This window comes from Nocardia veterana NBRC 100344 (assembly GCF_000308855.1).
GTDB lineage: Bacteria > Actinomycetota > Actinomycetes > Mycobacteriales > Mycobacteriaceae > Nocardia > Nocardia veterana.
Genome location: NZ_BAGM01000096.1, coordinates 64,156 through 84,932, shown reverse-complemented (window position 1 = coordinate 84,932; position 20,777 = coordinate 64,156). Strand labels below are relative to the sequence as shown.

Annotated in this window: 21 protein-coding genes; 10 read left to right on the top strand and 11 right to left on the bottom strand. The window is 68.1% G+C overall.

The genetic code is table 11. The features are described from left to right. Window positions 1-159: 159 nt before the first annotated feature. The 3 genes from ON37_RS18215 to ON37_RS18205 all read right to left on the bottom strand — a co-directional run bounded on the left by ON37_RS18215 (window position 160) and on the right by ON37_RS18205 (window position 3,144). Window positions 160-999, bottom strand: coding sequence for an SDR family oxidoreductase (locus ON37_RS18215; RefSeq protein WP_040720931.1), 840 nt, complete (start codon window positions 997-999; stop codon window positions 160-162). After that, entirely contained in the window at window positions 996-2,351 is a 1,356-nt protein-coding gene (gene cyp51, locus ON37_RS18210; protein ID WP_040720820.1) for a lanosterol 14-alpha demethylase, read from the bottom strand. The genes ON37_RS18215 and cyp51 overlap by 4 nt, the downstream gene beginning before the upstream one ends. A gap of 130 nt (window positions 2,352-2,481) precedes the next feature. Then, a complete protein-coding gene (locus ON37_RS18205) occupies window positions 2,482-3,144 on the bottom strand; it encodes a TetR/AcrR family transcriptional regulator (RefSeq protein ID WP_040720819.1) in 663 nt (220 codons plus the stop codon). Between the two features lie 119 nt (window positions 3,145-3,263). On the opposite strand from ON37_RS18205, the gene ON37_RS18200 reads away from it, so the two are divergent. The 7 genes from ON37_RS18200 to ON37_RS18170 all read left to right on the top strand — a co-directional run bounded on the left by ON37_RS18200 (window position 3,264) and on the right by ON37_RS18170 (window position 10,987). Further along, entirely contained in the window at window positions 3,264-4,139 is an 876-nt protein-coding gene (locus ON37_RS18200; RefSeq protein WP_040720818.1) for a metal-dependent hydrolase, read from the top strand. A gap of 74 nt (window positions 4,140-4,213) precedes the next feature. Then, window positions 4,214-5,227, top strand: a complete 1,014-nt coding sequence (locus ON37_RS18195) for a PDR/VanB family oxidoreductase (RefSeq protein ID WP_051031758.1) — start codon at window positions 4,214-4,216, stop codon at window positions 5,225-5,227. 72 nt (window positions 5,228-5,299) lie between these two features. Beyond that, a complete protein-coding gene (locus ON37_RS18190; protein ID WP_040720816.1) occupies window positions 5,300-6,823 on the top strand; it encodes a flavin-containing monooxygenase in 1,524 nt (507 codons plus the stop codon). Further along, window positions 6,820-7,731: a short-chain dehydrogenase/reductase gene (locus tag ON37_RS18185; RefSeq protein ID WP_040720814.1), complete on the top strand. Its 912-nt coding sequence runs from the start codon at window positions 6,820-6,822 to the stop codon at window positions 7,729-7,731. Before ON37_RS18190 ends, ON37_RS18185 begins: the two co-directional genes overlap by 4 nt. A gap of 89 nt (window positions 7,732-7,820) precedes the next feature. Then, a complete protein-coding gene (locus ON37_RS18180; RefSeq protein ID WP_245553251.1) occupies window positions 7,821-8,210 on the top strand; it encodes a hypothetical protein in 390 nt (129 codons plus the stop codon). Window positions 8,211-8,490: 280 nt separating this feature from the next. Continuing rightward, the gene (locus tag ON37_RS18175) at window positions 8,491-9,687 is read left to right on the top strand and encodes a hypothetical protein (RefSeq protein ID WP_040720812.1); all 1,197 of its coding nucleotides are present in this window, start codon (window positions 8,491-8,493) and stop codon (window positions 9,685-9,687) included. A 256-nt stretch (window positions 9,688-9,943) separates the two neighbouring features. Further along, window positions 9,944-10,987, top strand: a complete 1,044-nt coding sequence (locus tag ON37_RS18170; RefSeq protein WP_040720928.1) for an MCE family protein — start codon at window positions 9,944-9,946, stop codon at window positions 10,985-10,987. A gap of 56 nt (window positions 10,988-11,043) precedes the next feature. Here the strand turns inward: ON37_RS18170 and ON37_RS18165 are convergent, their stop codons facing one another. Together ON37_RS18165 and ON37_RS18160 are read right to left on the bottom strand one after the other, a co-directional pair. Then, window positions 11,044-11,307, bottom strand: a complete 264-nt coding sequence (locus tag ON37_RS18165) for a GlsB/YeaQ/YmgE family stress response membrane protein (protein ID WP_040720811.1) — start codon at window positions 11,305-11,307, stop codon at window positions 11,044-11,046. A 206-nt stretch (window positions 11,308-11,513) separates the two neighbouring features. Then, on the bottom strand, window positions 11,514-12,104 hold the full coding sequence (locus ON37_RS18160) for an HdeD family acid-resistance protein (protein WP_040720810.1): 591 nt from the start codon (window positions 12,102-12,104) through the stop codon (window positions 11,514-11,516). Between the two features lie 318 nt (window positions 12,105-12,422). On the opposite strand from ON37_RS18160, the gene ON37_RS18155 reads away from it, so the two are divergent. Then, entirely contained in the window at window positions 12,423-13,271 is an 849-nt protein-coding gene (locus tag ON37_RS18155) for an NAD(P)H-binding protein (RefSeq protein ID WP_040720808.1), read from the top strand. A gap of 90 nt (window positions 13,272-13,361) precedes the next feature. Beyond that, complete coding sequence (locus ON37_RS18150) at window positions 13,362-14,225, top strand: LLM class F420-dependent oxidoreductase (protein WP_040720807.1); 864 nt, start codon at window positions 13,362-13,364, stop codon at window positions 14,223-14,225. A 13-nt stretch (window positions 14,226-14,238) separates the two neighbouring features. On the opposite strand, the gene ON37_RS18145 is transcribed toward ON37_RS18150, so the two are convergent. After that, window positions 14,239-14,868 (bottom strand): TetR/AcrR family transcriptional regulator, encoded by a 630-nt coding sequence (locus ON37_RS18145; protein WP_040720806.1) that lies wholly within the window; start codon window positions 14,866-14,868, stop codon window positions 14,239-14,241. Window positions 14,869-15,073: 205 nt separating this feature from the next. On the opposite strand from ON37_RS18145, the gene ON37_RS18140 reads away from it, so the two are divergent. Then, on the top strand, window positions 15,074-16,000 hold the full coding sequence (locus tag ON37_RS18140; RefSeq protein WP_040720805.1) for a quinone oxidoreductase family protein: 927 nt from the start codon (window positions 15,074-15,076) through the stop codon (window positions 15,998-16,000). Here the strand turns inward: ON37_RS18140 and ON37_RS18135 are convergent, their stop codons facing one another. The 5 genes from ON37_RS18135 to ON37_RS18115 all read right to left on the bottom strand — a co-directional run bounded on the left by ON37_RS18135 (window position 16,001) and on the right by ON37_RS18115 (window position 20,129). Continuing rightward, on the bottom strand, window positions 16,001-16,402 hold the full coding sequence (locus tag ON37_RS18135; RefSeq protein ID WP_040720804.1) for a PaaI family thioesterase: 402 nt from the start codon (window positions 16,400-16,402) through the stop codon (window positions 16,001-16,003). 206 nt (window positions 16,403-16,608) lie between these two features. Continuing rightward, on the bottom strand, window positions 16,609-17,358 hold the full coding sequence (locus ON37_RS18130) for an SDR family oxidoreductase (RefSeq protein ID WP_040720802.1): 750 nt from the start codon (window positions 17,356-17,358) through the stop codon (window positions 16,609-16,611). Between the two features lie 34 nt (window positions 17,359-17,392). After that, window positions 17,393-18,502: a galactokinase gene (gene galK / locus ON37_RS18125; protein ID WP_051031738.1), complete on the bottom strand. Its 1,110-nt coding sequence runs from the start codon at window positions 18,500-18,502 to the stop codon at window positions 17,393-17,395. After that, a complete protein-coding gene (gene galT, locus ON37_RS18120) occupies window positions 18,499-19,566 on the bottom strand; it encodes a galactose-1-phosphate uridylyltransferase (protein WP_040720925.1) in 1,068 nt (355 codons plus the stop codon). Before galT ends, galK begins: the two co-directional genes overlap by 4 nt. Before the next feature lie 158 nt (window positions 19,567-19,724). After that, on the bottom strand, window positions 19,725-20,129 hold the full coding sequence (locus ON37_RS18115) for an Rv1352/Rv1906c domain-containing protein (protein ID WP_040720801.1): 405 nt from the start codon (window positions 20,127-20,129) through the stop codon (window positions 19,725-19,727). Window positions 20,130-20,777: the final 648 nt, after the last annotated feature.

The window sequence follows — 20,777 nt, the reverse complement described above, 5'->3', positions numbered from 1 at the left end:
CGAGATACCTCGCTTCCAACTGAATCCGACCCCCTTGGGGTACCCGTTGGTGCGGTTCTCAAAAGACGGCACGACAAACGACCCGATAATCGCCGATATTCCGGCGGCGACCAGGCCGTATACGAATTCGATTATCGGCGGCCGGGCGCCACTGCCGGGCTAATCGTCGCTCGGTGTGTTGCCGACCCGCCGGTCGTAGTCGGCGCGCGCCGCCCGGTCGACCTCGTCGGTGAATATTCGATGCACGCCCATCCGGCGGGCGGTGAATTCGCCGAACGCGCGCGGGGTGAGTTTGTTGAACGCCATCGCCACGCCCGCCGCGCGGGTGACCGTGACCCGACGGCGCGGCCGGGCGATCAGTCGTACGACCGCCCGTGCCACATCGCCGGGTTCGGCCAGCAGCCCCCGCGGCGGGGTGGTCCCGGCGATCAGTTCGGTGCGGGTGAAAGTGGGCAGTACCGCCGAGAAGTGGACCCCGCTGCCGCGGTATTCCAGGCGCATGGCCTCGGTGAAGCCGAGGACGGCCTGTTTGGCGGCGCAGTAGGTGGCCATACCCGGTGTCGGGTTCTCCCCGGCCAGCGACGCGATGTTCACGATGTGGCCGCGACCTCGCGAAAGCATCTGCGGTAGAACGGCTTTGGTTCCGTTCATGACGCCGAGCACATTGACCTCGAGGATGCGGCGGGTGATGGCGTCGGACTCGGCGACGAAGCGGCCGACCGGCATGATCCCGGCATTGTTGATCAGCACGTCGACCGGGCCGGTCGCGGCCTCGACCGCCGCCAGGAACTCCCGGAACGAGTCCGGCTCGGTGACGTCGAGTGCCGGCGCCACGGCGGCGCCGAGCCGGATTCCGGCCTCGGTGACCGCCGCGGCATCGATATCGCCGAGCGCGACCCGCGCACCCGCATCGCGCAGCTGCTCGGCGATCGCATAACCGATGCCCCGCGCGCCGCCGGTGACGGCGACGACCGTGCCCGGCAACCGGACCGCGCTCACCCCCGCCGCCGGCGGCGGTAGCGGACGGTGCACGGCTGCTGCAGTTGCACCACCATCTTCGAGTGGTCGTTGCGGTAGCTTTCCGACGGTTGCGCCATCTCGAATTCCCAATCCCGGAGCAGGATCGAGAAGATGGCCTTGAGCTGCATCAGGGCGAAGGCCTGGCCGACACAGCGGTGCCGGCCGGCGCCGAACGGGATCCAGGTCCAGCGGTTCACCAGATCCGCCTGATGGGGGTCGATGTAGCGGCCCGGATCGAATCGGTCCGGGTCCGGGAAGTCCTCGGGGAGCCGGTTGGAGATCGCCGGCGTGGTCGCCACCAGATCACCGGTGGTGATGCTGTGCCCACACACCTCGAATTCGCCGCGAGCGACGCGCATCAGGATGATCAGCGGCGGATGCAGCCGCAGCGTTTCCTTGAGCGTCGCCTCCAAGCGCGGAATCCGGCGCAGCGCATGGAAACTCACGTCCTGACCGTCGGCGTAGAGTTCGTCCAGTTCGGCCACGACCTGGGTGAGCACCTCGGGATGGCGCAGCAACTCGATGGTGGCCCAGGACGCGGTTCCGGAGGTGGTGTGGTGTCCGGCGAACATCATCGAGATGAAGATGCCGGTGATCTCGCTGGCCGAGAATCGCGGCTCGCCCTGCTCGTCCCGGATCGAGACCAGCACATCGAGCATGTCGCGATCCTCCTTGCCCCGAGGCGGGTTCGCGATGCGGCGGTGCATGATCTCCTGAACCAGGTCGACCAGCTTTTCGCGCGCCTCGTCCCGGATCCGGAAGCTGTCGATCGGCGCGTACGGGTCGACGTAGCACAGCGCGTCGGTGCCGCGTTCGAGGTCGTGGTAGAGGTGGGCGAATCGCTCGTCGAGTTCCTCCCGGAACTTCTTGCCGATCAGGCAGGCCGAGGAGGTGTAGATGGTCAGCTCGGCGAAGAACTCGAGCAGGTCGATCTCGCCTTCGTCGTCCCAGCGCTCGACGATCCGGTGCACCTCGTGCGCGATGGTTTCGGCGTGCCCGCGCATGAAGTCGCCGCGTAGCGCCTGATTGTGCAGCATCTCCTTGCGGCGTTCCGGGCTGGCGTCGAATACCACGCCCTCGCCGAAGATCGGTTTCATGAACGGATAGGCCGCACCCTGGTCGAGATCCTCGTCGGCGGCCCGGAAGAAGAATTCGTTGGCTTCGGCGCCGGAGAGCAGGATGACGTCCTTGTCGGCGAGCCGGAACGAGCCGACGTCCCCGCACTCCGCGCGCACCCGGCGCATCAGGGCGATCGGATCGGTGCGGAATTCTTCGAGGTGGCCGTGTTCGTGTTCGCCACCGGAGACCTGCCGCGGCTTGACCAACGTCATGTGAAATCCTTCCGCATTCCCGGATCCATCCCGGATGGACACGTGTCTGGACGGTACTACGGAAGGGTGGCCGAGGCAAGGTCCGGCCGGGGCGAACCGGACCCCGGCCGGGTGTCGGGACAGCGGGAATTCAGCGCAGAACCGGCGCCGAGCGCACCGTGCTCAGCTGCCGGATGATCGCGGCGGCGTGATTGTCGAAACGCTCCCGGTCGATCGTGATATCGCCGATGAGATACGGGCGGTAGCAGTAGGCGAGGGCGCCGAAGATGGCCATCGCGTTGAGCGCGGCGTCGGTCTCGTCCGGTGCCGGGCTGTCGGTGTCGTCGGCCGCGATGACCTCCGCGATCGGCCCGGTGATCAATGCGACCAGTTCGTTGCCGCGCTGTGTGAGCGCCGGTGTGGCCAGCGATTCCACGAACAGGATCCGCCCGCGCCGCGGATCCTCGGTGAGGAAGTCGGTGAAGGCGCGAACCACGTGACCGAACAGCAGATCGCGGTCGACGGGCGCGTCGGCGAGGGCCGCGAGCAGCCGGTCCCGGCACTGCTGGACGGTGTTCTCGAGGACGGTGGTCATCAGATCGTCGAGATTGCCGAAACTCTCGTAGAAATAACGTTCGGTGAGTCCGGCCTGTCGGCATACTCCGCGCATCGAGGTCTCGGCGGCGCCCGCTCCGGCCATGAGCTCGAAACCGGCCTGCATCAGGCGTTCTCGGCGCGCGGCGATGCGGTCGGCCGGTTCGCGCCCGCGCCAGGGTCGGCTGCCCGTCCGGGGGGTGTGCGGCGAATCGGCCATGGCGCTGATGCTACCGGGGGCCGGCTTCCCGACGGCTAGTTGACATCGGGTGCTGTTGACATCCATTGATGTCAACAATACTGTCGGACCATCGCTTCGACCAGACGCAAGGACGCGCCATGAACACACCGGTCTACGAGGACCAAGCCCACGCGATCAGGCCCCGCGATGTGCGATTCGACTTCGACTCGGTGCCGATGCATTACATTCCGGGCGAGGTCATGGCCACCCACATCATCAACGTCATGCATCTGGTGCTTCCCGAGGGCGAACGCGCGATGGCCGCCGCACTGGCGGAGGCACTGCCCTACATCGACGACGAGCGGCTGCGCGAAGAGGTGCAGGGGTTCATCGGCCAGGAGAATCAGCATGCGAGCTCGCATGCGCAGGCCCGCCGGCATCTGGAGAGCCTCGGCCTCGAGGTCGGTCCGATGGTCGAGACCGTGTCCTGGCTCGTCGACCGCGTCCTCGGCGATCACGGACTCACCGGGCGCGCCAAATATCAGTGGTTGTGCGAGCGACTGGCGTTGTTCGCGGGAATGGAGCACTACACCGCGGTGATCGGGGAGTGGCTGCTCACCAACGATGTGCTCGAGGCCAAGAACATGCATCCGGCGATGCTGGATCTGATCCGCTGGCACGGCGCCGAGGAAGTCGAGCACCGCAGCGTGGTCTACGACGCCTATATGCACGTCGACGGCGGCTATCTGCGCAAGGCCCGCACCGCCGTTCTGGCAAGCTCGTCGCTGCTGGTGCTCTTCGTCATCGCCGGCGGATATCTGTTCACCAAGGACCCCGAGCCCACGAAGGGCCGATTCTGGCCGCTGCAATTCCTCAGCGCGTCGGCGCGCGGGGTGATTCCGCGCATGACGACCTTCCTGACCGAGATTCCGCGGTATCTGCGGCCCGGATTCCACCCCACGCAACTCGGAAGTATGGACAACGCCCTGCGCTATCTCGCGCAGTCCCCGGCGGCCCGGGCGGGCGAGCGGTGACCGCGGCCGTCGTGCCGGACGATCCGATCCGCGCGAAGTATCGGCCCTCGCTGCCGGTCCGCGCACTGGGCGTGATGTTCGACCTCTATCGTCGCGGGATCACCGCGGATTCGGCCGCCGAGCTGTTGTCACGGCCGAACCCGGTGCGCCGCAAAGGATTCGAGCGCGAGGTGATCGTCGCCCGCCGGCTCCGGGTGGCCACGGACGTGGTGATGCTCAGCCTGGTCGCCCCGTACGGTCGGCCACTGCCGCGCTGGGTGCCGGGCGCGCATATCGACCTCGTGCTGCCGTCCGGGCGGCTGCGACAGTATTCGCTCATCGGCGATCCCGCCGACCGTGGCTGCTATCGCATCGCCGTGCGGCACCTGCCCGACGGCGGCGGTGGCTCCGACGAGATCCACCGTGCCCTGGCGGTGGGGGACCGGCTGCGCATGCGCGGGCCGCGCAATGCCTTCGGCTATATCGACGCACCGCACTACGTCTTCGTCGCGGGCGGCATCGGGATCACCCCGCTGCTGCCGATGGTCGCCGACGCCGAGCGGCGCGGAATCGACTGGCGCCTGGTCTATCTCGGCCGCAGCCGCGCCACCATGCCGTTTCTGACGGAGCTGGCCGCGCGGCGCGGCGGCCGGCTCGAGGTCCGGCCCGACGACGAATGCGGCAGCACGGATCCGGCCGACGTCCTCACCGAGATTCCGCGCGGCGCGGCGCTCTACGTCTGCGGCCCGCCGCCGTTGACAGACGCCGTCCTCGCCACCGCGGCGGCTCAGGACCCCACCGTGTCGATACATACCGAACGCTTCTCGCCGCCGCCCGTCCAGCACGGCCGGCCGTTTCGGATTCACCTCGCCCGCAGCGGGCGCAGCGTCGACGTCGCCGCCGACGAATCGGCGCTGGCCGCCATATCACGGGTATTGCCCGACATCCCGTACTCGTGCCGGCAGGGCTTCTGCGGTACCTGCGCGGTGACCGTACGCGCCGGCGCGGTGGACCATCGCGACCGCCGGCTCGGTCCGGCCGAACGCGAAACGACCATGCTCACCTGCGTTTCGCGCGCGGCGGGCGACATCCTCGAACTCGAGCTGTGAGCAGCCCGGCGCCGGTCGCCGATACCGGCCGGCGCCGCCGGGCAACGACGCCCGCACCGAAAGGAATTCGACATGGCAGCAATCGAGAGCGCACCCGACGAACACACTCCGATCGCGGTGATCGGCGCCGGCGTCGCCGGTATCGGACTCGCGGTGTCGTTGCGGGCGGCCGGATTCGAGGATTTCGTGATTCTCGAACGAGCGGCCGACCTCGGCGGCACCTGGCAGGCCAACACCTATCCCGGCTGCGCCTGCGATGTGCCGTCGCAGCTGTACTCGTATTCGTTCGCCCCCAATCCGGACTGGTCGCGCACCTACGGTCGGCAGCCGGAGATTTTGGACTATCTGCGCGGCGTGGCCCACCGTCACGATGTGGTGCGGCATATGCGGTTCGGCAGCGAGGTACACCGCGCGCAGTGGGACGAGGCGCGGCGGCGGTGGCTGGTCCACACCGGCCGCGGCGTGCTGAGCGCGGACGTCCTGATCTCCGCGGTCGGCCCGTTCAGTGAGGCGAAGATTCCGAACGTGCCGGGGCGGGAGAGCTTCCGGGGCACCCAGTTCCATTCGCTGCACTGGGATCACGACCACGATCTCACCGGCGAGCGGATCGCCGTCGTCGGAACGGGCGCCTCGGCCGTGCAGTTCATTCCCGAGATCGCGCCGAAGGCCCGGCGGCTGACCGTCTTCCAGCGCTCGGCGCCGTGGATCGTGTCCCGGTTCGATCGGCCCACCCTCGGGCCGGAGCGGGCCCTGCTGCGCCGGCTGCCGGTACTGGGCACCGCGCTGCGCGGGGCCTACTACGCGGGCATCGAGAGTTTCGGGCTGGTCGGATTCGTCGACCGCCGCTTCCGCCACCCCTTCCAGATGCTGTCGGCGCTACAGCTGCGGCGGCAGGTGCGCGATCCGGAACTGCGGCGCAAACTCACCCCCGACTACATGATCGGATGTAAGCGGGCGATCTTCTCCGACGCCTACTATCCGGCGCTCACTCGCCCCGATGTGGAGGTGGTGACGGATTCCATCGCCGAGATCCGGCCGGATGCGATCGTCACCGCCGACGGCAGCGCGTATCCGGTCGACACGATCGTGTGGGGGACCGGATTCGGTGCGATACCGCAGCTCTACGACCGGATCATCGGATCCGGGGAGCTCTCGGTGGCCGATCACTACCGCCGCCGGCCGAGCAGCTATCTGGGTGCCGCCATCGCCGGTTTCCCCAACATGTTCCTCACCCTCGGACCGTTCGGCGCGGCCGGGAACCAGTCCGCCATCTACATGATCGAATCGCAGATCGGCTACATCGTGGACGCGCTGCGCACGATGCGCGACAACGAGATCGACCGCGTCGAGGTCCGGGCGTCGGTGCAGAACCGATTCCTCGACGAGATGCATCGGCGCAGCCGCGACACCGTGTGGCTGGGCGGCGGCTGCGACAGCTACTACACCACAGACAAGGGGGAGAACGCCGGGCTGTACCCGAACTGGAGTTTCGAATATCGTCGCCGGGTCGCGCGCTTCGACGCCGATTCCTACCTCCTGAGCCGACGCGCGGCCCACCCGGAACCGAACCACGCAGAGATGAGCGCCGTCCGATGATCACTGGTCCGTTCGATATGGTGCGCGCGCTGCTGTCGCCGGTGCTCGGCGCCGGTGAGCGTTTCGATCCGCGGGACAAGGTCGTGGTGATCACCGGCGGCGCGGCCGGTATCGGCTACGAGCTCGCCCGGCTGCTGTACGAGCGCGGCGCCTACGTGGCGCTGTTCGACATCGACGCCGACGCAGTCCGGGCGGGCGCGGCCGCCCTCGGCATCCGCGCCGTCGCGATCACGGTGGACGTGGCCGACCGCGAGGGCGTCCGCCTGGCGGTCGGGCAGGTGCGCGAGAGCTTCGGCCGCATCGATGTGGTGGTCGCCAACGCGGGTGTCGTCCCGCGTCCCGCGACGGTGCGACTGCTGGATCCGGAGGAGTTCGACCGGGTGCTGGCGATCAACCTCACCGGTGCGTTCAACACCGTGCAGCCGGCTCTCGACGACGTCATCGCGGCTCGCGGTCACATCGTCGTGGTGTCCTCGTGTGCGGCGTTCGCACCCGGGATGGGTGGCTCGCCCTACATGGTGAGCAAGGCGGGGGTGGAACAGCTGGGCCGCGCACTGCGGGTGGAACTGGGCGGCACCGGCGCCACCGCCGGAATCGCCTACTTCGGCGTGGTCGAGACCGCCATGACGCACGAAACGCTGGACGCCGACGAACTGGGCGCCGAATTCGGCGCCCTGCTGCCCTGGCCCCTCGATCAGCGGATCAGCGCGCGCCGCGCGGCCGAGGTGCTGGCCGGTGCGATCGAACGCCGGGCCGCCCGCGTGGTGGCGCCCGTGGGCTGGGAGCCCTACGCGCTGCTGCGCGGGGTGGTCAACGTGGCGCTGGATCGCAAACTCACCGTCGACGAGCGGGTGCGGTCGCTGACCCGGCGGCTGGAGGAGCGCATCCTCGCCGATCGCGCCCGCTGACCGGGCCGGCGCCCGGATTCGGCGGGCGCGGTCGAATCTGAGAAAAATCATAGGATCGGCACAGTTTCCGGTCAGGACCGCTCGGCACCATGGATCCCGAGGAAGTACTCGGCGAGACGAGGTGTGTGATGGTCGATATCGAGATCACGGGGACGACGGCCACCGTGCACGTTCGCGGCACCCATCGATTGCTCGCGCTCTGCGAGCGGGTCCGCTTCGATCTGTCCCATGTCACCGAGATCGCGCCCGCCGAGGTCGATCTGCGGCCGCCGTGGATGCGCGCACCGGGAACATTCTTCCCCGGGGTGATCGCGGCGGGGATCTTCCGCGGGAAGGGCCGCAAGGAGTTCTGGGACACCCGATTCGACGGGCGCGGCCTCCGGATCGAGCTGTCCGGTACCGAATTCACCCGGATCGTGGTCGACGTCGAGGATCCGGACGAGGTGCGCCGGATGCTCGCCCGCGCCGCGGCCGCCTGAGCGCCGCGCGGATTCCTTCGCCGCGCGGCTCGAGCGCCGGCACGTCCCAACACTGCCCGCCTGCCCGTCCCGCCGCGCGCCGAACCGGGCGAAACTCGCTGCCACGCAGACCCATTGCGACACGCCGATACGGCGTGCCGCGCGCGACACGCCGAATAAGTCTGGCATTGGGGCAAATCCGCAGTTTCGCAGATGGCGGTTCATCGACTATGAATGGCATGTGCCGTTCCCACTTCGTGAACACTTGCCGGCCACCGTATCTCACCGGGCGGTGGTCTAGTTGACCGTCGAACACCCCGGAGAGGATGAGGTCAGGCAGCTCGCGCGACGCGTCGAGAAGGCCCGCGGGCGGCTTGCGTATCAGTTCGATCCGGCGCTGACCGAGGCCCTCTCGGAGAACGAGCTGCAGGCCGAGCGCGAACTCGCGGAGAAGATCCGCGAGCAGGAACGCGAACAGCGTTGGAAGAATGTACAGGCGGCGGCAGCCACGTCCGACCGCGCCAGGCAGACCTCCGAAGCGATCGCAAAGGCCGATATGCGAGATCTGTTGATGGCCCGCAAGGCAATTGCGGCGCAGCGACGAGAATCCAGCCCGCATGCGAAGTTGGCCTCGCTCTACCGACACCGCGCCTGGTCGATGCGCGCACTCGCGGGCGTCGTCATCGCCGGCATGCTGTGGTCGGCGGTCAACGTGCAGCACAACATCGCGCCCGGCGGGCCCACCGATCCGCTGTACTGGTTCAGCTACCTGCTCGAGGGCATGATCAGCGTCTGTCTGGTCATCATCATGATCGGCACCAACAAGGTCGCCGAATGGGGCATTCTCGAGAACCGCCGCCAGGTCGCCCTGGCCGAACTCGCCCTGCTGGCGCTGACTGTCGGCCTCAACACCTATCCGTATCTGCGCAGCGGCGACTGGTACAACGTCGGCGTGCACGCCGTGGCGCCGGTGATGATCGGTGTCGCGCTGCTGGTCCACGATGCGGCGAGCCAGCGCTACGGCCAAGCGATCACCCAGGCCACCGAGCAGATCCGCGATCTGCCCGATCCGGCCGAACAGATCCGTCGCAGCATGCCGACCTTCGTCAGCTTCATCCGGCAGGCCGCCCCGGATACCCGTCCGGCCCCGATGGCCGCGCTGCCCGGCGTCACCGACAACGCGCCCGGCGAGCCGGCCGCCAAGGATTCGCAGACCGTCGAGACGGTCGATCCGGTCGTGGAACCCGACCTCTGGACACCGAAGACGTCCAGCCGCCGATCCGATACCGACGCCGCGGACTCGGTGGCCGACGGCAAGAAGGACAAGTCCACCAAATCCGATGGTGACGACGACTCGGATCCGCTGAGCGCCTACGACACCGGCCAGTTCCGGATCGCCGACACCCTGGAACAGGAACTCGCCGAACTGCGTGCCGAGCGTAAGCGCGCTCGTGCGGCCAAGCAGCGCGCGGCATCCAACGGGTCGATCGTGGACTGATCACCGGCCTCCGGTACGGCTGTCGTCGTACCGTCTGCACAACAGCCCGACGCCACCGGCGTCGGGCTGTTGTCGTTCACCGGGTCCGCTTGTGTTCGCCCGGGTGGCCGATCCCCGGTCATGCCCGGCGTGGCGCAGGTCACGCGAGGTTCGGGCCGACTACAGTGCCTGCGATCAACGCAATCATTGCCAGTGTTCGGGTTTCGTCGGGAAGTTCGAGGAGGCGTGGTTTGCTCGTCCGTGGTTCCGGGTGCCGATGAGCATCCGCAAGCAGGCAATCGGGTTCGGTGCGTTCGCCCTCGTCTCGGTGCTGGTGACGGTGGTCATCTGGAATACCCTGGCGCGCACGGTGAACGGCCGCACCGACACGTATTCGGCGATTTTCAGCGATGTGCTCGGTCTGCGCCCCAACGACGATGTGCGCATCGCCGGGGTGCGGGTCGGCAAGGTCACCGCGATCGGGCTGGATCGCGATCCGAAGACCAATAAGCATCTGGCCAAGGTGACCTTCGAGGTGCAGCGCAATCAGCATCTCTACAGCGACACCAAGGCGCTGGTCCGGTATCAGAATCTGATCGGTCAGCGCTATTTGGCGCTGGCGCCGGGCACCGCGCCCGATTCGCATATTCTGAAGGCCGGAAGCCGGATTCCGCTGGAGCGCACCGAGCCTTCCTTCGACATCTCGGCATTCCTCAACGGTTTCCAGCCGCTGTTCGAGAACCTGCTTCCCGAGCAGGTCAACGATTTGTCCACGACCCTGATCCAGGCGCTTCAGGGCGACGGAGTCTCGTTGTCCGCCTTCATCACTCAGGCCGCGGCGCTGGCCTCGGATTTTCAGCGCCGCGATGCGATCCTGGGCGACATCATCGTCAATCTGTCCGGGGTGATGTCGGGGCTGGCCCGGCGCAGCGGCGAACTGGAGACGCTGATCACCCAGACTCGGGCCCTGATCGGCGGCCTCTACGATCAGGGCCGGTCGCTGCTGGCGTCGACCGAGCAGATCGCCGCCGCCAGTGACAGCCTGGTGGCGATGGTCTCGCAGGTGCAGCCGAAGCTGGCGCCGGCGCAGAATTCCACCCGCGATGCGCTGACCCTGCTGATCGACAACGGGGCGAAGCTGGATCAGGCGGCGATCGATCTGCCCGGAATCCTGTCCGATGTCGGCAAATTCACCGCCGACGGCACCTATGCCACGGCCTATCTGTGTTCGTTGGACATCTCGTTGTACGGGATCCTGTTCCCGCGCGGGCTCTGGTCGCAGATCGGCGGCCACTCGCAGTCGGCGGTCTGTCGGCCCTGACCCATTACCCGGAACCGGCCGGGCTGCCTACGCCGCCCGGCCGGTTCGCGGTGTTCTCAGGCGCGACTGCGAATCGCCTTGTAGATGACCAGGATGATCACCGCGCCCACGATGGCACCGAGGAAGGTGTGCTGGACGGGCGGGTGCACGCTGAACTTGTGCGGCGCGAAGACCAGACTGCCCAAGGTGCCGCCGACGTAACCGCCGACGATGCCGAGCACGATGGTCAGGATCCAGCCGAAGTCCTCCTTGCCGGGAACCAGGAGGCGAGCGATGGCGCCGGCGATGAGGCCGATGATGATCATCGTGATGATACCCATGGTGAAATCTCCTTGCGGGCAACCGGTTAGGGGACCCGACGGTAGCAAGTGCGGGGCCCGGTTCGCAGGCACATGTGCCTATAGTCACCGGACTGGAGTAATAGCGTGTGACCGGCCGTTATCCGGGTATTACCGCCCGAATCCGGGCGTTGTGGAAACGGGCGCGCCCCGGGCGGAACGCAGCCCGGGGCGCATCGGCCGAACGGCTAGAGTTCGGCCGGCGTCTTCCTGGCCGCGCTGCGCACCTCGAAGGCGTAGACGATCTCCATCACGCCCATGAAGATCAGCCACCAGCCGACCACCAGGGCCAGCACCGTGATCGAGTGGATCGGCCAGACCACCAGCGCGATGCCGCCGATCAGCAGCAGCACGCCGTAGAAGATCGACCAGCCCCGACCCGGAACCCCTTGCGGCGCTTCGGCTCCCGCGATCATCGCGGCGATGCCGCGGAACAGCCAGCTGATGCCGATCCACAGACCCAGCAGGACCAGGGAGTTGCCGATACTGCGGAAACTGAAGAAGGCCAGGATGAACGACAGGATGCCGCTGATCATGGTCAGCACTCGGTAACCGGTGCTGACATGGGGGCCGAATGCGGCGACCAGCTGCAGGATTCCGGAAATCAGCAGGTAGACACCGAACAGGACGCCGGCCACGGCGAGTGTCGGGCCTGGCCAGACGAGCACGATGATGCCGACGATCACCGACAGCAGGCCGATGACCAGCAACGATTGCCATGCTCCGCGGGCCAGTTGATGCAGTGGCCCTACATAAACTCCCTCTTTGCTGGTTGTCATGTGGGCAGGATAAGTCCAGCAAGGCAAGTAGCGGACGATTAACCAATATCGAAGCAGTCACGTTGTCGGCCGCGGTGGCCCGGATCGTGGCGGGAACCGCAGGTCCGTTGCCGGTTGTGTGCAGGAAATTGCCGCGGATCGACTGTTCTGCGGGGGATATCGGCGGCCCAGCGCCGTTGGATGGCCGGAATGTGGACGTCGCCGGAACGCTGATCTCGGCGCGGCGCACAGGCTGCGCGTAAGCCCCCGTGACGGGAAGACGTCCGTGCCGGACCACGTGCTCGGAACCGACGCCCGTGCTCGAAAAGGAGTGCCCCCATGATTCTCGTGACCGGATCGACCGGAACCGTCGGACGCGCCGTGATCGCCCGCCTGGTGGCGGGGCGACACCCGGTTCGCGCCGTGACCCGCCGGCCCGCCGAGGCGCATCTGCCCGGCGCCGCCGAGGTGGTCTACGGCGATCCCGGCCGCCCCGAGACCCTGGCTGCCGCACTGGCGGGAGTTTCGCGGGTGGTGCTGGTGTCCTCCGGACCCGCGCTCGCCGAGCACGACCGCAACGTCGCGGTCGCGGCGGCGCGGGCCGGCGTCGAACACATCGTGAAGCTGTCCTCGGGACGTGCCGGTGACCCGGCCGCCACCGATCCGATCCCGACCTGGCACCGGGCCGGGGAGCAGGCCGTGCGGGACAGCGGTCCGGCGTGGACGATCCTGCGGCCCTTGGGTTTCATGTCCAACGCCCTGCACTGGGCGGCGACCGTACGGGCCCGTGACACGGTCTACGCGCCCTTCGGGCAGGGCCGGGTCGCCGTGATCGATCCCGACGATATCGCCGCGGTCGCCGTCGCGGTGCTCACCGAACCCGGGCACGAGGGCGTGGTGCACACCCTCGGGGGACCGCAGGCACTCTCACCGGGCGAACAAACCGACATCCTCGCCGGTGTCCTGGGCCGCCCGCTGCGCTATGTACAGACCACACCGGCGGAGGCGCACGCGGCGCTGTGGGCGGCGGGAGTCGACGCCGTGCAGGCCGACGCGATCATGGCGCTGCGCGCGACCGCCCTGGAATCGTTCACCTCGGTGATTCATCCGACCGTGGAGTCGGTGACCGGCCGTCCCGCGCGCACCTTCCGGGAATGGGCGTGGGCGCACCGCTCGGCATTCGAATAGTGGATTCACCGTTCGCACCGTGGCGCGCCGGCGGGGATAGGGTGGGCGGCGGATCGTCCGTCGTCCACCTCCGACCGGAATCGAGGCGTCATGGAACTGAGCCTGCATTACTGGAACTTCTCGACACCCGCCGATCCGGCCCGCACGGCCGGTGCGATCGCGGAGAGTGCGCGGGTGGCCGAGGAAGCGGGATTCGTCGAGTTCACCGTGATGGACCACTATTTCCAGATGGAGCATCGCGGTACCGCCGACGAGCCGATGCTGGAGGCCTATACGACCCTCGGCTATGTGGCCGCGCTGACCGAGCGCATGCGGTTGTCGGTTCTGGTGACCGGCGTGATGTATCGGTATCCGGGCCTGCTCGCCAAGATCGTCACGACGCTCGACGTGTTGTCGGGCGGCCGTGCGCAGCTCGGGATCGGCGCCTCGTGGTACGAACGCGAACAGCGCGCGCTGGGCGTGCCGCTGGTGCCGATGGGCGAGCGCTTCGAGCGGCTCGAGGAGACGCTGCAGATCTGCCTGCAGATGTGGAGCGACGACAACGGCCCGTATACCGGTAAGCACTATCAGCTGGCCGAAACCTTGTGCGTCCCAGCCCCGTTGACGCGGCCGCGGCCGCCGATTCTGGTCGGTGGCGGCGGGGAGAAGAAGACGTTGCTGTTCGTGGCCCGCTACGCGGACGCGTGCAACCTGTTCGCCGCCACGCCGGAGGATGTCGCGCACAAACTGGATGTGCTGCGGTCGCACTGCGAGAACGAGGGCCGCGACTACGACGCCATCCGCAAGACCGCGACCTATGTCGGGCCGGTGCTGGACGATACCGACGCCTTCGTCGCGGACGCCGAACGGTATGCGGCCCTGGGTATCACGCAGTTCGACATCATGCCCGACCGGGACCCGGTGGAATACACCGAACGCGTGGCGGAGTTGGTGCCGCGGTTGCGCTCGCTGTGAATCGAGCCCGGTGCTACCCGGTCGGGCTCGCCACCCCGTAGTCGCCGAAGGCCGGTTTCAGCAGATCGAAGATCTGTTCGGCCTCGGCGACCGCCGTCGTCGCGACGCGTCGTCGCGGTAGCCCCGCGAGCTGTAGCTCCTGGACGCGCTGAAACAACAACCGGAATACCGCACCGAACTGCGCCGCGCAGGCCCGGCGCCGTAGTTCGTCGCCGGGCAGGACCTCGGCCAGCGCGGCTTCGCGCAGTTCGTGGAGCTCGCGCAGCCGAGCGGTGAGGGTGGGACTCTCGGCGAGCATGCGGCTGAATTCGGGGCCCGAGAAACCCATGTCGGCGGCGTACGTGTCGGCACCGCACCGGAATCGGTTCCGCAGCGCGGTCAGCACCGATTCCCCCGGCGCCCGCGCGCCGGCCGCCTCGGCGAGAACGCCGACGAACTGCGCGTGGTGGTCGAGCGCCAGATCCTCCTTGCGCGGGAAGTAGTTGGTGACCGTCTTCTTCGCTACGCGGGCGGCCGCGGCGATCTCGGCGATCGTGGTCGATTCGAACCCGTGCTCGATGAACAGCCGAGTGGCCGCATCGGAGATTTCCTGGCGGGTCTGTTGCTTCTTGGTTTCGCGAAGCCCGGACGCGGTTGCTGGCATGCCGAGAATCTTACCCTCGTCGTAAATATAGTCTTGACGTATCGGATCGTACGGACATAAATTTACTCCCGTAGTAAAAATAAGGAGGTTGGGATGCTGCCCCGTAACAGCTGCTGAATCGTCGGGTGGCCGGCGGACGCCGGCCACCCGCTCGCCGTCCGGAAGATCGGCGGTCCAGAGGCCGCCCAGTCGAAAGAAGCTGCCAGTGCGCGCAATTCAGTTCTCACCCCGGGCCGCCGGTACCGCTCGTCCCGTCGCCGCCGAGGTCGCCCGGCCGGAACCGGGGCCGGGGCAATTGCTGGTCCGTACCGAATTGGCCGGGGTGGGTCTCGGTCTGGTGCGGATGTTGCGCGCGGACGTGCCGCCGAACCCGGGTGGTGAATTGATCGGCACGGTGGTCGCCGTCGGTGCGGGTGCCGACGGGTCGTGGCTCGGCGTCCGAGTGGGCGGGGTGGTGTTCGACTCGCTGTACGCCGAATACGTCTGTGCCGCACCGGCGATGGTCACGGCGATTCCGGAGGGGGTGGGCGCGGCCGACGCGCTGGCCGTGGTGCGCGGCGGCCTGGTGGCGATGGGCGCGCTGCGGGCCGCCGGATCGGTGGCCGGAAAATCGGTGCTGATCACCGGCGCCGCGAGCGGCGTCGGACATCTGGCGCTACAGCTCGCGCGGGCAGCGGGCGCCGCGCAGGTGTACGCCGCGGTCGGCACCACCGCCAAATTCGACTTCGCACGCGGGTGTGGCGCGGATTCCGTACTGACCTACCACGATCCGTGGCCGGGCGACGTCGATGTCGTGCTCGACGGGGTCGGCGGTGAATCGGTGCAGCGGGCAGTGGATGTGCTCGCTCCCCGCGGCATCCTGGTCGCGTTCAGCGCCGGTGGCGGCGCGGTCGATACCTCGACTCTGCTGGGCCGGTTGCGCACCGTCACCGGATTCTCGATCGGCCTGGTGTCGCGGACCCAACCGGAGGTGATCGAGAGCTATCGGTCCGAATTGTGGAAGCTGTTGGCAGACAGCGCGATCCGGCCGCAGGTGCAGGTGCGGGACTGGTCGCGACTCGACGAGGTCGTCGACCTGGTCGCCACCCGCCGCAACACCGGGCGGATGGCGGTCGCCATCACCGGCGGCTGATCACAACACCGCCTGTGTCTGGGTCACCTTCCCGACGAGTTTGCCCGCCTCGTCGTGAATTTCGGTCTCCACCACGATGAAGCTGCGCCCGGTGTGCAGCGGCGTCGCCGAGGCCACCGCGTAGCCGGACCGCACGGCCCGCAGGAAGTTGGTCTTGGACTCCACGGTCGTGGTGCCCTGTTTGCCCTCGGGCAGATTGAGGAACGCGCACACCGCGCCCGTGGCGTCGGCCAGCGACATCAGCACGCCGCCGTGCAGCACTCCGCCCAGCGTGCACAGGCTTTCGTCCCATGCGATCCGGCTGCGAACCAGTTTCGGGCCGTGCTCGAGCACCTCGATGCCGAGCTTCTCGGTGAACGGCATGGTGCTGTGGAACAGCTGGGTTCCCTCGGTATCGATCATGTCGTCGAGCTTGCCCGGACCGCCGCGCGGAGTCCATTACCTGTGGGGTAACGGTTTCCGCCGGACGCGCCGGCCACCAGGCCCATCAGCGTCACCGGCAGTATGCGCACCAGCGTCGCGGCGGTATCGCCACCGACCCGGATCTCGACGCCGGCCGGCGGATCGGCCCGACAGCCCTTCGGGGCAGGTATATCGCGTGTGCCGGGTCAGCCCAGCCGGGCCACGACCGCCCGCGGTAGCCGCGGCAGCACGAGGTTCAGTGCGCGCCAAGGCCATTGCGGCACACACGCGCGGACCGGTTCGGCCTCGATCGCCGCGACCATCGCGGCGACACCGCGTTCGAGCGGAACCACCAGGCGCGCGTCGTCGGCCCGGGCCGACATCTCGGTGGCGATGAAACCGGGCTGCACCGTGGTCACGGCGATCGGACTGTCGCGCAGCTCGATCGCCAATCCTTCACCGAGCGCGGATAATCCGGCCTTGCTCGCCGAGTAGGCGGCCTTCTTGCCGGGCAGGCCGCGTACGGCGCTCATCGATGAGATCAGCACCAGGTGTCCGGCTCGTTGGACGCGGAAGATCGCCAAGGCCGCCTCGGCCTGCGCCAACGCGCCGACGAAATTCGTTGTCGCGGTGGCGATGTTCGCGTCGGCCCGGTCGGTGCCCAGCGGTGCGCCCTTACCCAGGCCGGCGTTGACGATCACGCGATCGAGTCCACCGAATTCGTCGCGGAATTCGCCGAAGACCCGCTCGACCGCGCCGTGGTCGTCGACGTCCAGCGCGCGCACCGAAATCCGGATGTCGGGACGGTCCGCTTGCAGCTGCTCGCGCAATGCCAGCAGTTTGTCCTCGCGCCGCGCGCACAGGGCCAGATCCCGACCTCGGGCGGCGAATTGCCGGGCCATCTCGGCGCCCAGTCCCGAGCTGGCACCGGTGATGAGGATTCTGCGCCTGATCATGGCACCCGACCCTAGCCCGGACCGGCACATCCGGTCAGGAAATCCGGCGCGCCCCCGCGGATGGGGCCGCGTGGAAGAACCGTGGCTCGGCGAAACCCGCGCTGCTGAAGCGTCGCCGGATGGCCGCCTCGATCGACTCGGTGTCCACCGCCTTGACGAGTGCGATGATGCTGCCGCCGAATCCGCCGCCCACCAGGCGGGCGCCGTGGGCGCCGGCGTCGAGCGCGGCGGCGACCGCCGCATCCAATTCCGGTGTGGACACGTCGAAATCGTCGCGCAGCGAGCCGTGCGCAGCGGTGAGCAACGGTCCGATCGCCCGGGGGTCGCGTCCGGCACGCAGCAGCTCGACCACGGTCAGCACGCGGGCGTTCTCGGTGATCACGTGGCGGGCGCGCCGCCGCAGCACCGGGTCCGCCAGCCGCCGCACCTGGTCGGGATCGGTGAGCATGCGCAGGGAGGCGACGCCGAGTTCCCGGGCCGCCGCCTCACATTCGCTGCGGCGGCGGCCGTATTCGCCGTCTGCCAGCCGATGCGGGCTGCCGGTATCGGCGACCAGTAGACGCAGTCCCGCGCCGGCCGGATCGAACGGCACCTGCGCCGACGCGCCCGACGCGAAGTCGAGGAACAGCGCATGTCCGGCGGTGCACAGTAGGGCGGCGGACTGATCGAGCGTGCCGGTCGCCGCCCCGACATACGAATTCTCCGCGGCCCGGCCGATATCGATCAGTTCGGTGCGGTCGACATCGAGACCGAACAGATCGCGAAGGGCGAGGGCGACCGCGCATTCCAGGGCTGCCGACGAGGAGAGGCCGGCGCCGACGGGGACCGCGCCGTCGATCTCCAGCACGACGCCGGGCAGGTCGTGCCCGCGGCGGCGGAATTCGTGCACCACGCCGAGCGGATATCGCGCCCATCCGCGGACCGCGGACTCGGCGAGATCGTCGATGGGCTCGCACACCGTCTCCCCGGCATGCTGGGCGGAGCCGACCCGGACGAACCCGTCGTCGGTGACAGTGGCCCTGCACGTGACGACCTGGGGGAGAGCGATCGGCAGCGCATAACCGCCGTTGTAGTCGGTGTGCTCGCCGATGATGTTGACCCGCCCGGGCGCTACCCAAACCCCTTGCTGCGCTCGCGGATTCATCGCACCTCCCGCAGCTCCGCGGCCACCGTCTCCGGTGTGGTGTCGCTGATGAAGACGTTCATCCCGGATTCCGAGCCGGCCAGGTACTTCACCTTGTCCGCGGTTCGCCGGATCGAGAACAGTTGCAGGTGGAGCCACCAATCATCGCCGGGCACACCGGATTTCGGTCCCGGTGCCTGATTCCAGGCGGCGACGTAGGGCATCGGGGTGTCGAAGCGCTGGGCGAAGCGACCCAGGACATCGAGATACAGCCGGGCGAACGCGTCGCGCTGCGCATCGTCGAGTTCCGGGATATCGGTGACCCGCCGATGCGGGTACAGCTGGACCTCGTAGGGCCAGCGTGCGAACGGTGGAACGAAGGCGGTCCATTCCTCGTTGGCGGCGACCACGCGGAGACCGGCGGCGCGTTCTGCGCCCAGCAGATCACCGAAGAGATTGCTGCCGTGCGCCTTTCGGTGGCGGGCGGCGTTGGCGGCGATCCGGACCGCGCGGGGCGTCGCGAACGGGTAGGCATAGATCTGACCGTGCGGGTGCGACAGCGTGACCCCGATCTCCTCGCCGTGGTTCTCGAAGCAGAACACCTGGGCGACGCCGTCCATCTCCCGGAGTTCGGCACTGCGCTGGGCCCACACATCCACCACCAGCCGAGCCCGATCCGGATCGAGCCGGTCGAACGAACTGTCGTGCTCGCTGGTGAAACACACCACCTCGCAGCGACCGAAACCGTTGCGCAACAGGGTCTCCGGCGATCCCTCCACGTGGTCCGGCAGCTGCTCGCGATCGCCGGACAGCGAGGGGAATCGGTTCTCGAAGACCACGACCTGATAGTCGGATTCGGGTACCTCGGTCGGATGTCCGGGACGTGACGGGCACAGCGGGCACAGATCGGCCGGCGGCAGGAACGTCCGGCTCTGCCGATGGGATGCGATTACCACCCATTCACCCAGCAGTGGGTCGAATCGCGCCTGCGAATGCGTGCTCGTGGGTGGGAGCTCCCGGGTGTCGGTGGCGGTGCGGGCAACCGGGCCGGAGTCGAAGTAGATGATTTCGCGGCCGTCGGCCAGCCGCCGCCGACTCGGCACCGGACTCGATCGCGCCATCGCACCCCCTCCGCTCGCAGCCGGCTCTCAGCGGGACATTAACACCGGGGCCGGCGGCGGAGGGCACGTCGAATCCGGCGCGGCGTACCCGTGGCGGGTGCACCGCGCCGGATCGACTCGGCTCAGTACTCGCTACCGAACGATCCGCCGGGACCGTAGGAGCCGGTCGGCGGCGGCGCCGGCATCATCACCCAGCCGCCGCAGTTGGCCGACGCGAAGGCGACATCCGACGGTTTGATCAGCACCCGGACCGGTGTGGTGTGGGTACGGTCGCTGGCCACGATGGCGCTGTTCGGATCGGGCGGATCGTTGGGCTCGGGAATCTTCCACAGCCGTTCCCAGGAACAGTCGTGCGCCGGATCCGCCGGTCCCGCGGACTGATAGATGCCGGGCGCGATATCGATCCCGACCCGGTACAGCCCGTCGCCGGGGATGCTCGTGGCCGGATCGGCGGCCGCGAGCCCGGCGCCGAGCATCGTCACCGCGGACGCGACGGCCCCGGTGATCACAAACGTGCGTCCACGCACGGCGGTCCTCCTCGAAATATGCGGCGGCCGTCGATCGACTATCGGACGGCCGGAGAAGATCCCCGCATCTTCCGGGGCCTTGGTCTATCAGAATCGCGAGGGCGGCGGACCGGATCGGCGAAATATCTGGAGATTCGACAACGGGATCACCGGCGCGTCCGATGACCCTCGAAAACGTCCCCGCGGGATCCCCTCGGGCCCACGGGGACGGCGCCGGAGCCGTTGCAGACCCCGGTGCGAGAAGGGAAGGTACTGCAGCGCCGAGCACACGTGCAACATGGCTTATGTTTGAGAATTCAACGACCGCAGGCGTTTTCCGGTCTCAGCATCGGTGTGGATCGGGAGCTGAGTGCCTGGACAGCGGTGGGCTCGGCGGCCGTTCGGGGGGTTGTAGCGACATTCGGGCAATGATGTCGAATTCGATGGTTGGGCCGGTAAGTGTGGCCACCGACACAAACCTTCCGGTTGTTCCGCGCGGTGCTGTGATCGTGTCGCGCCACCGACAGGTGAGTTAGCTTCGAAATGTCTGGATCGCCCGGCATGTCTCCCGGTCGTCCGGTTCCGGCCCTGGATATCCTGCGTGAACGACACGCAGCTGACCGGGGAGTAGCAGTAACGGTTCGATAACTAGGCTTGCCCATGTGATAC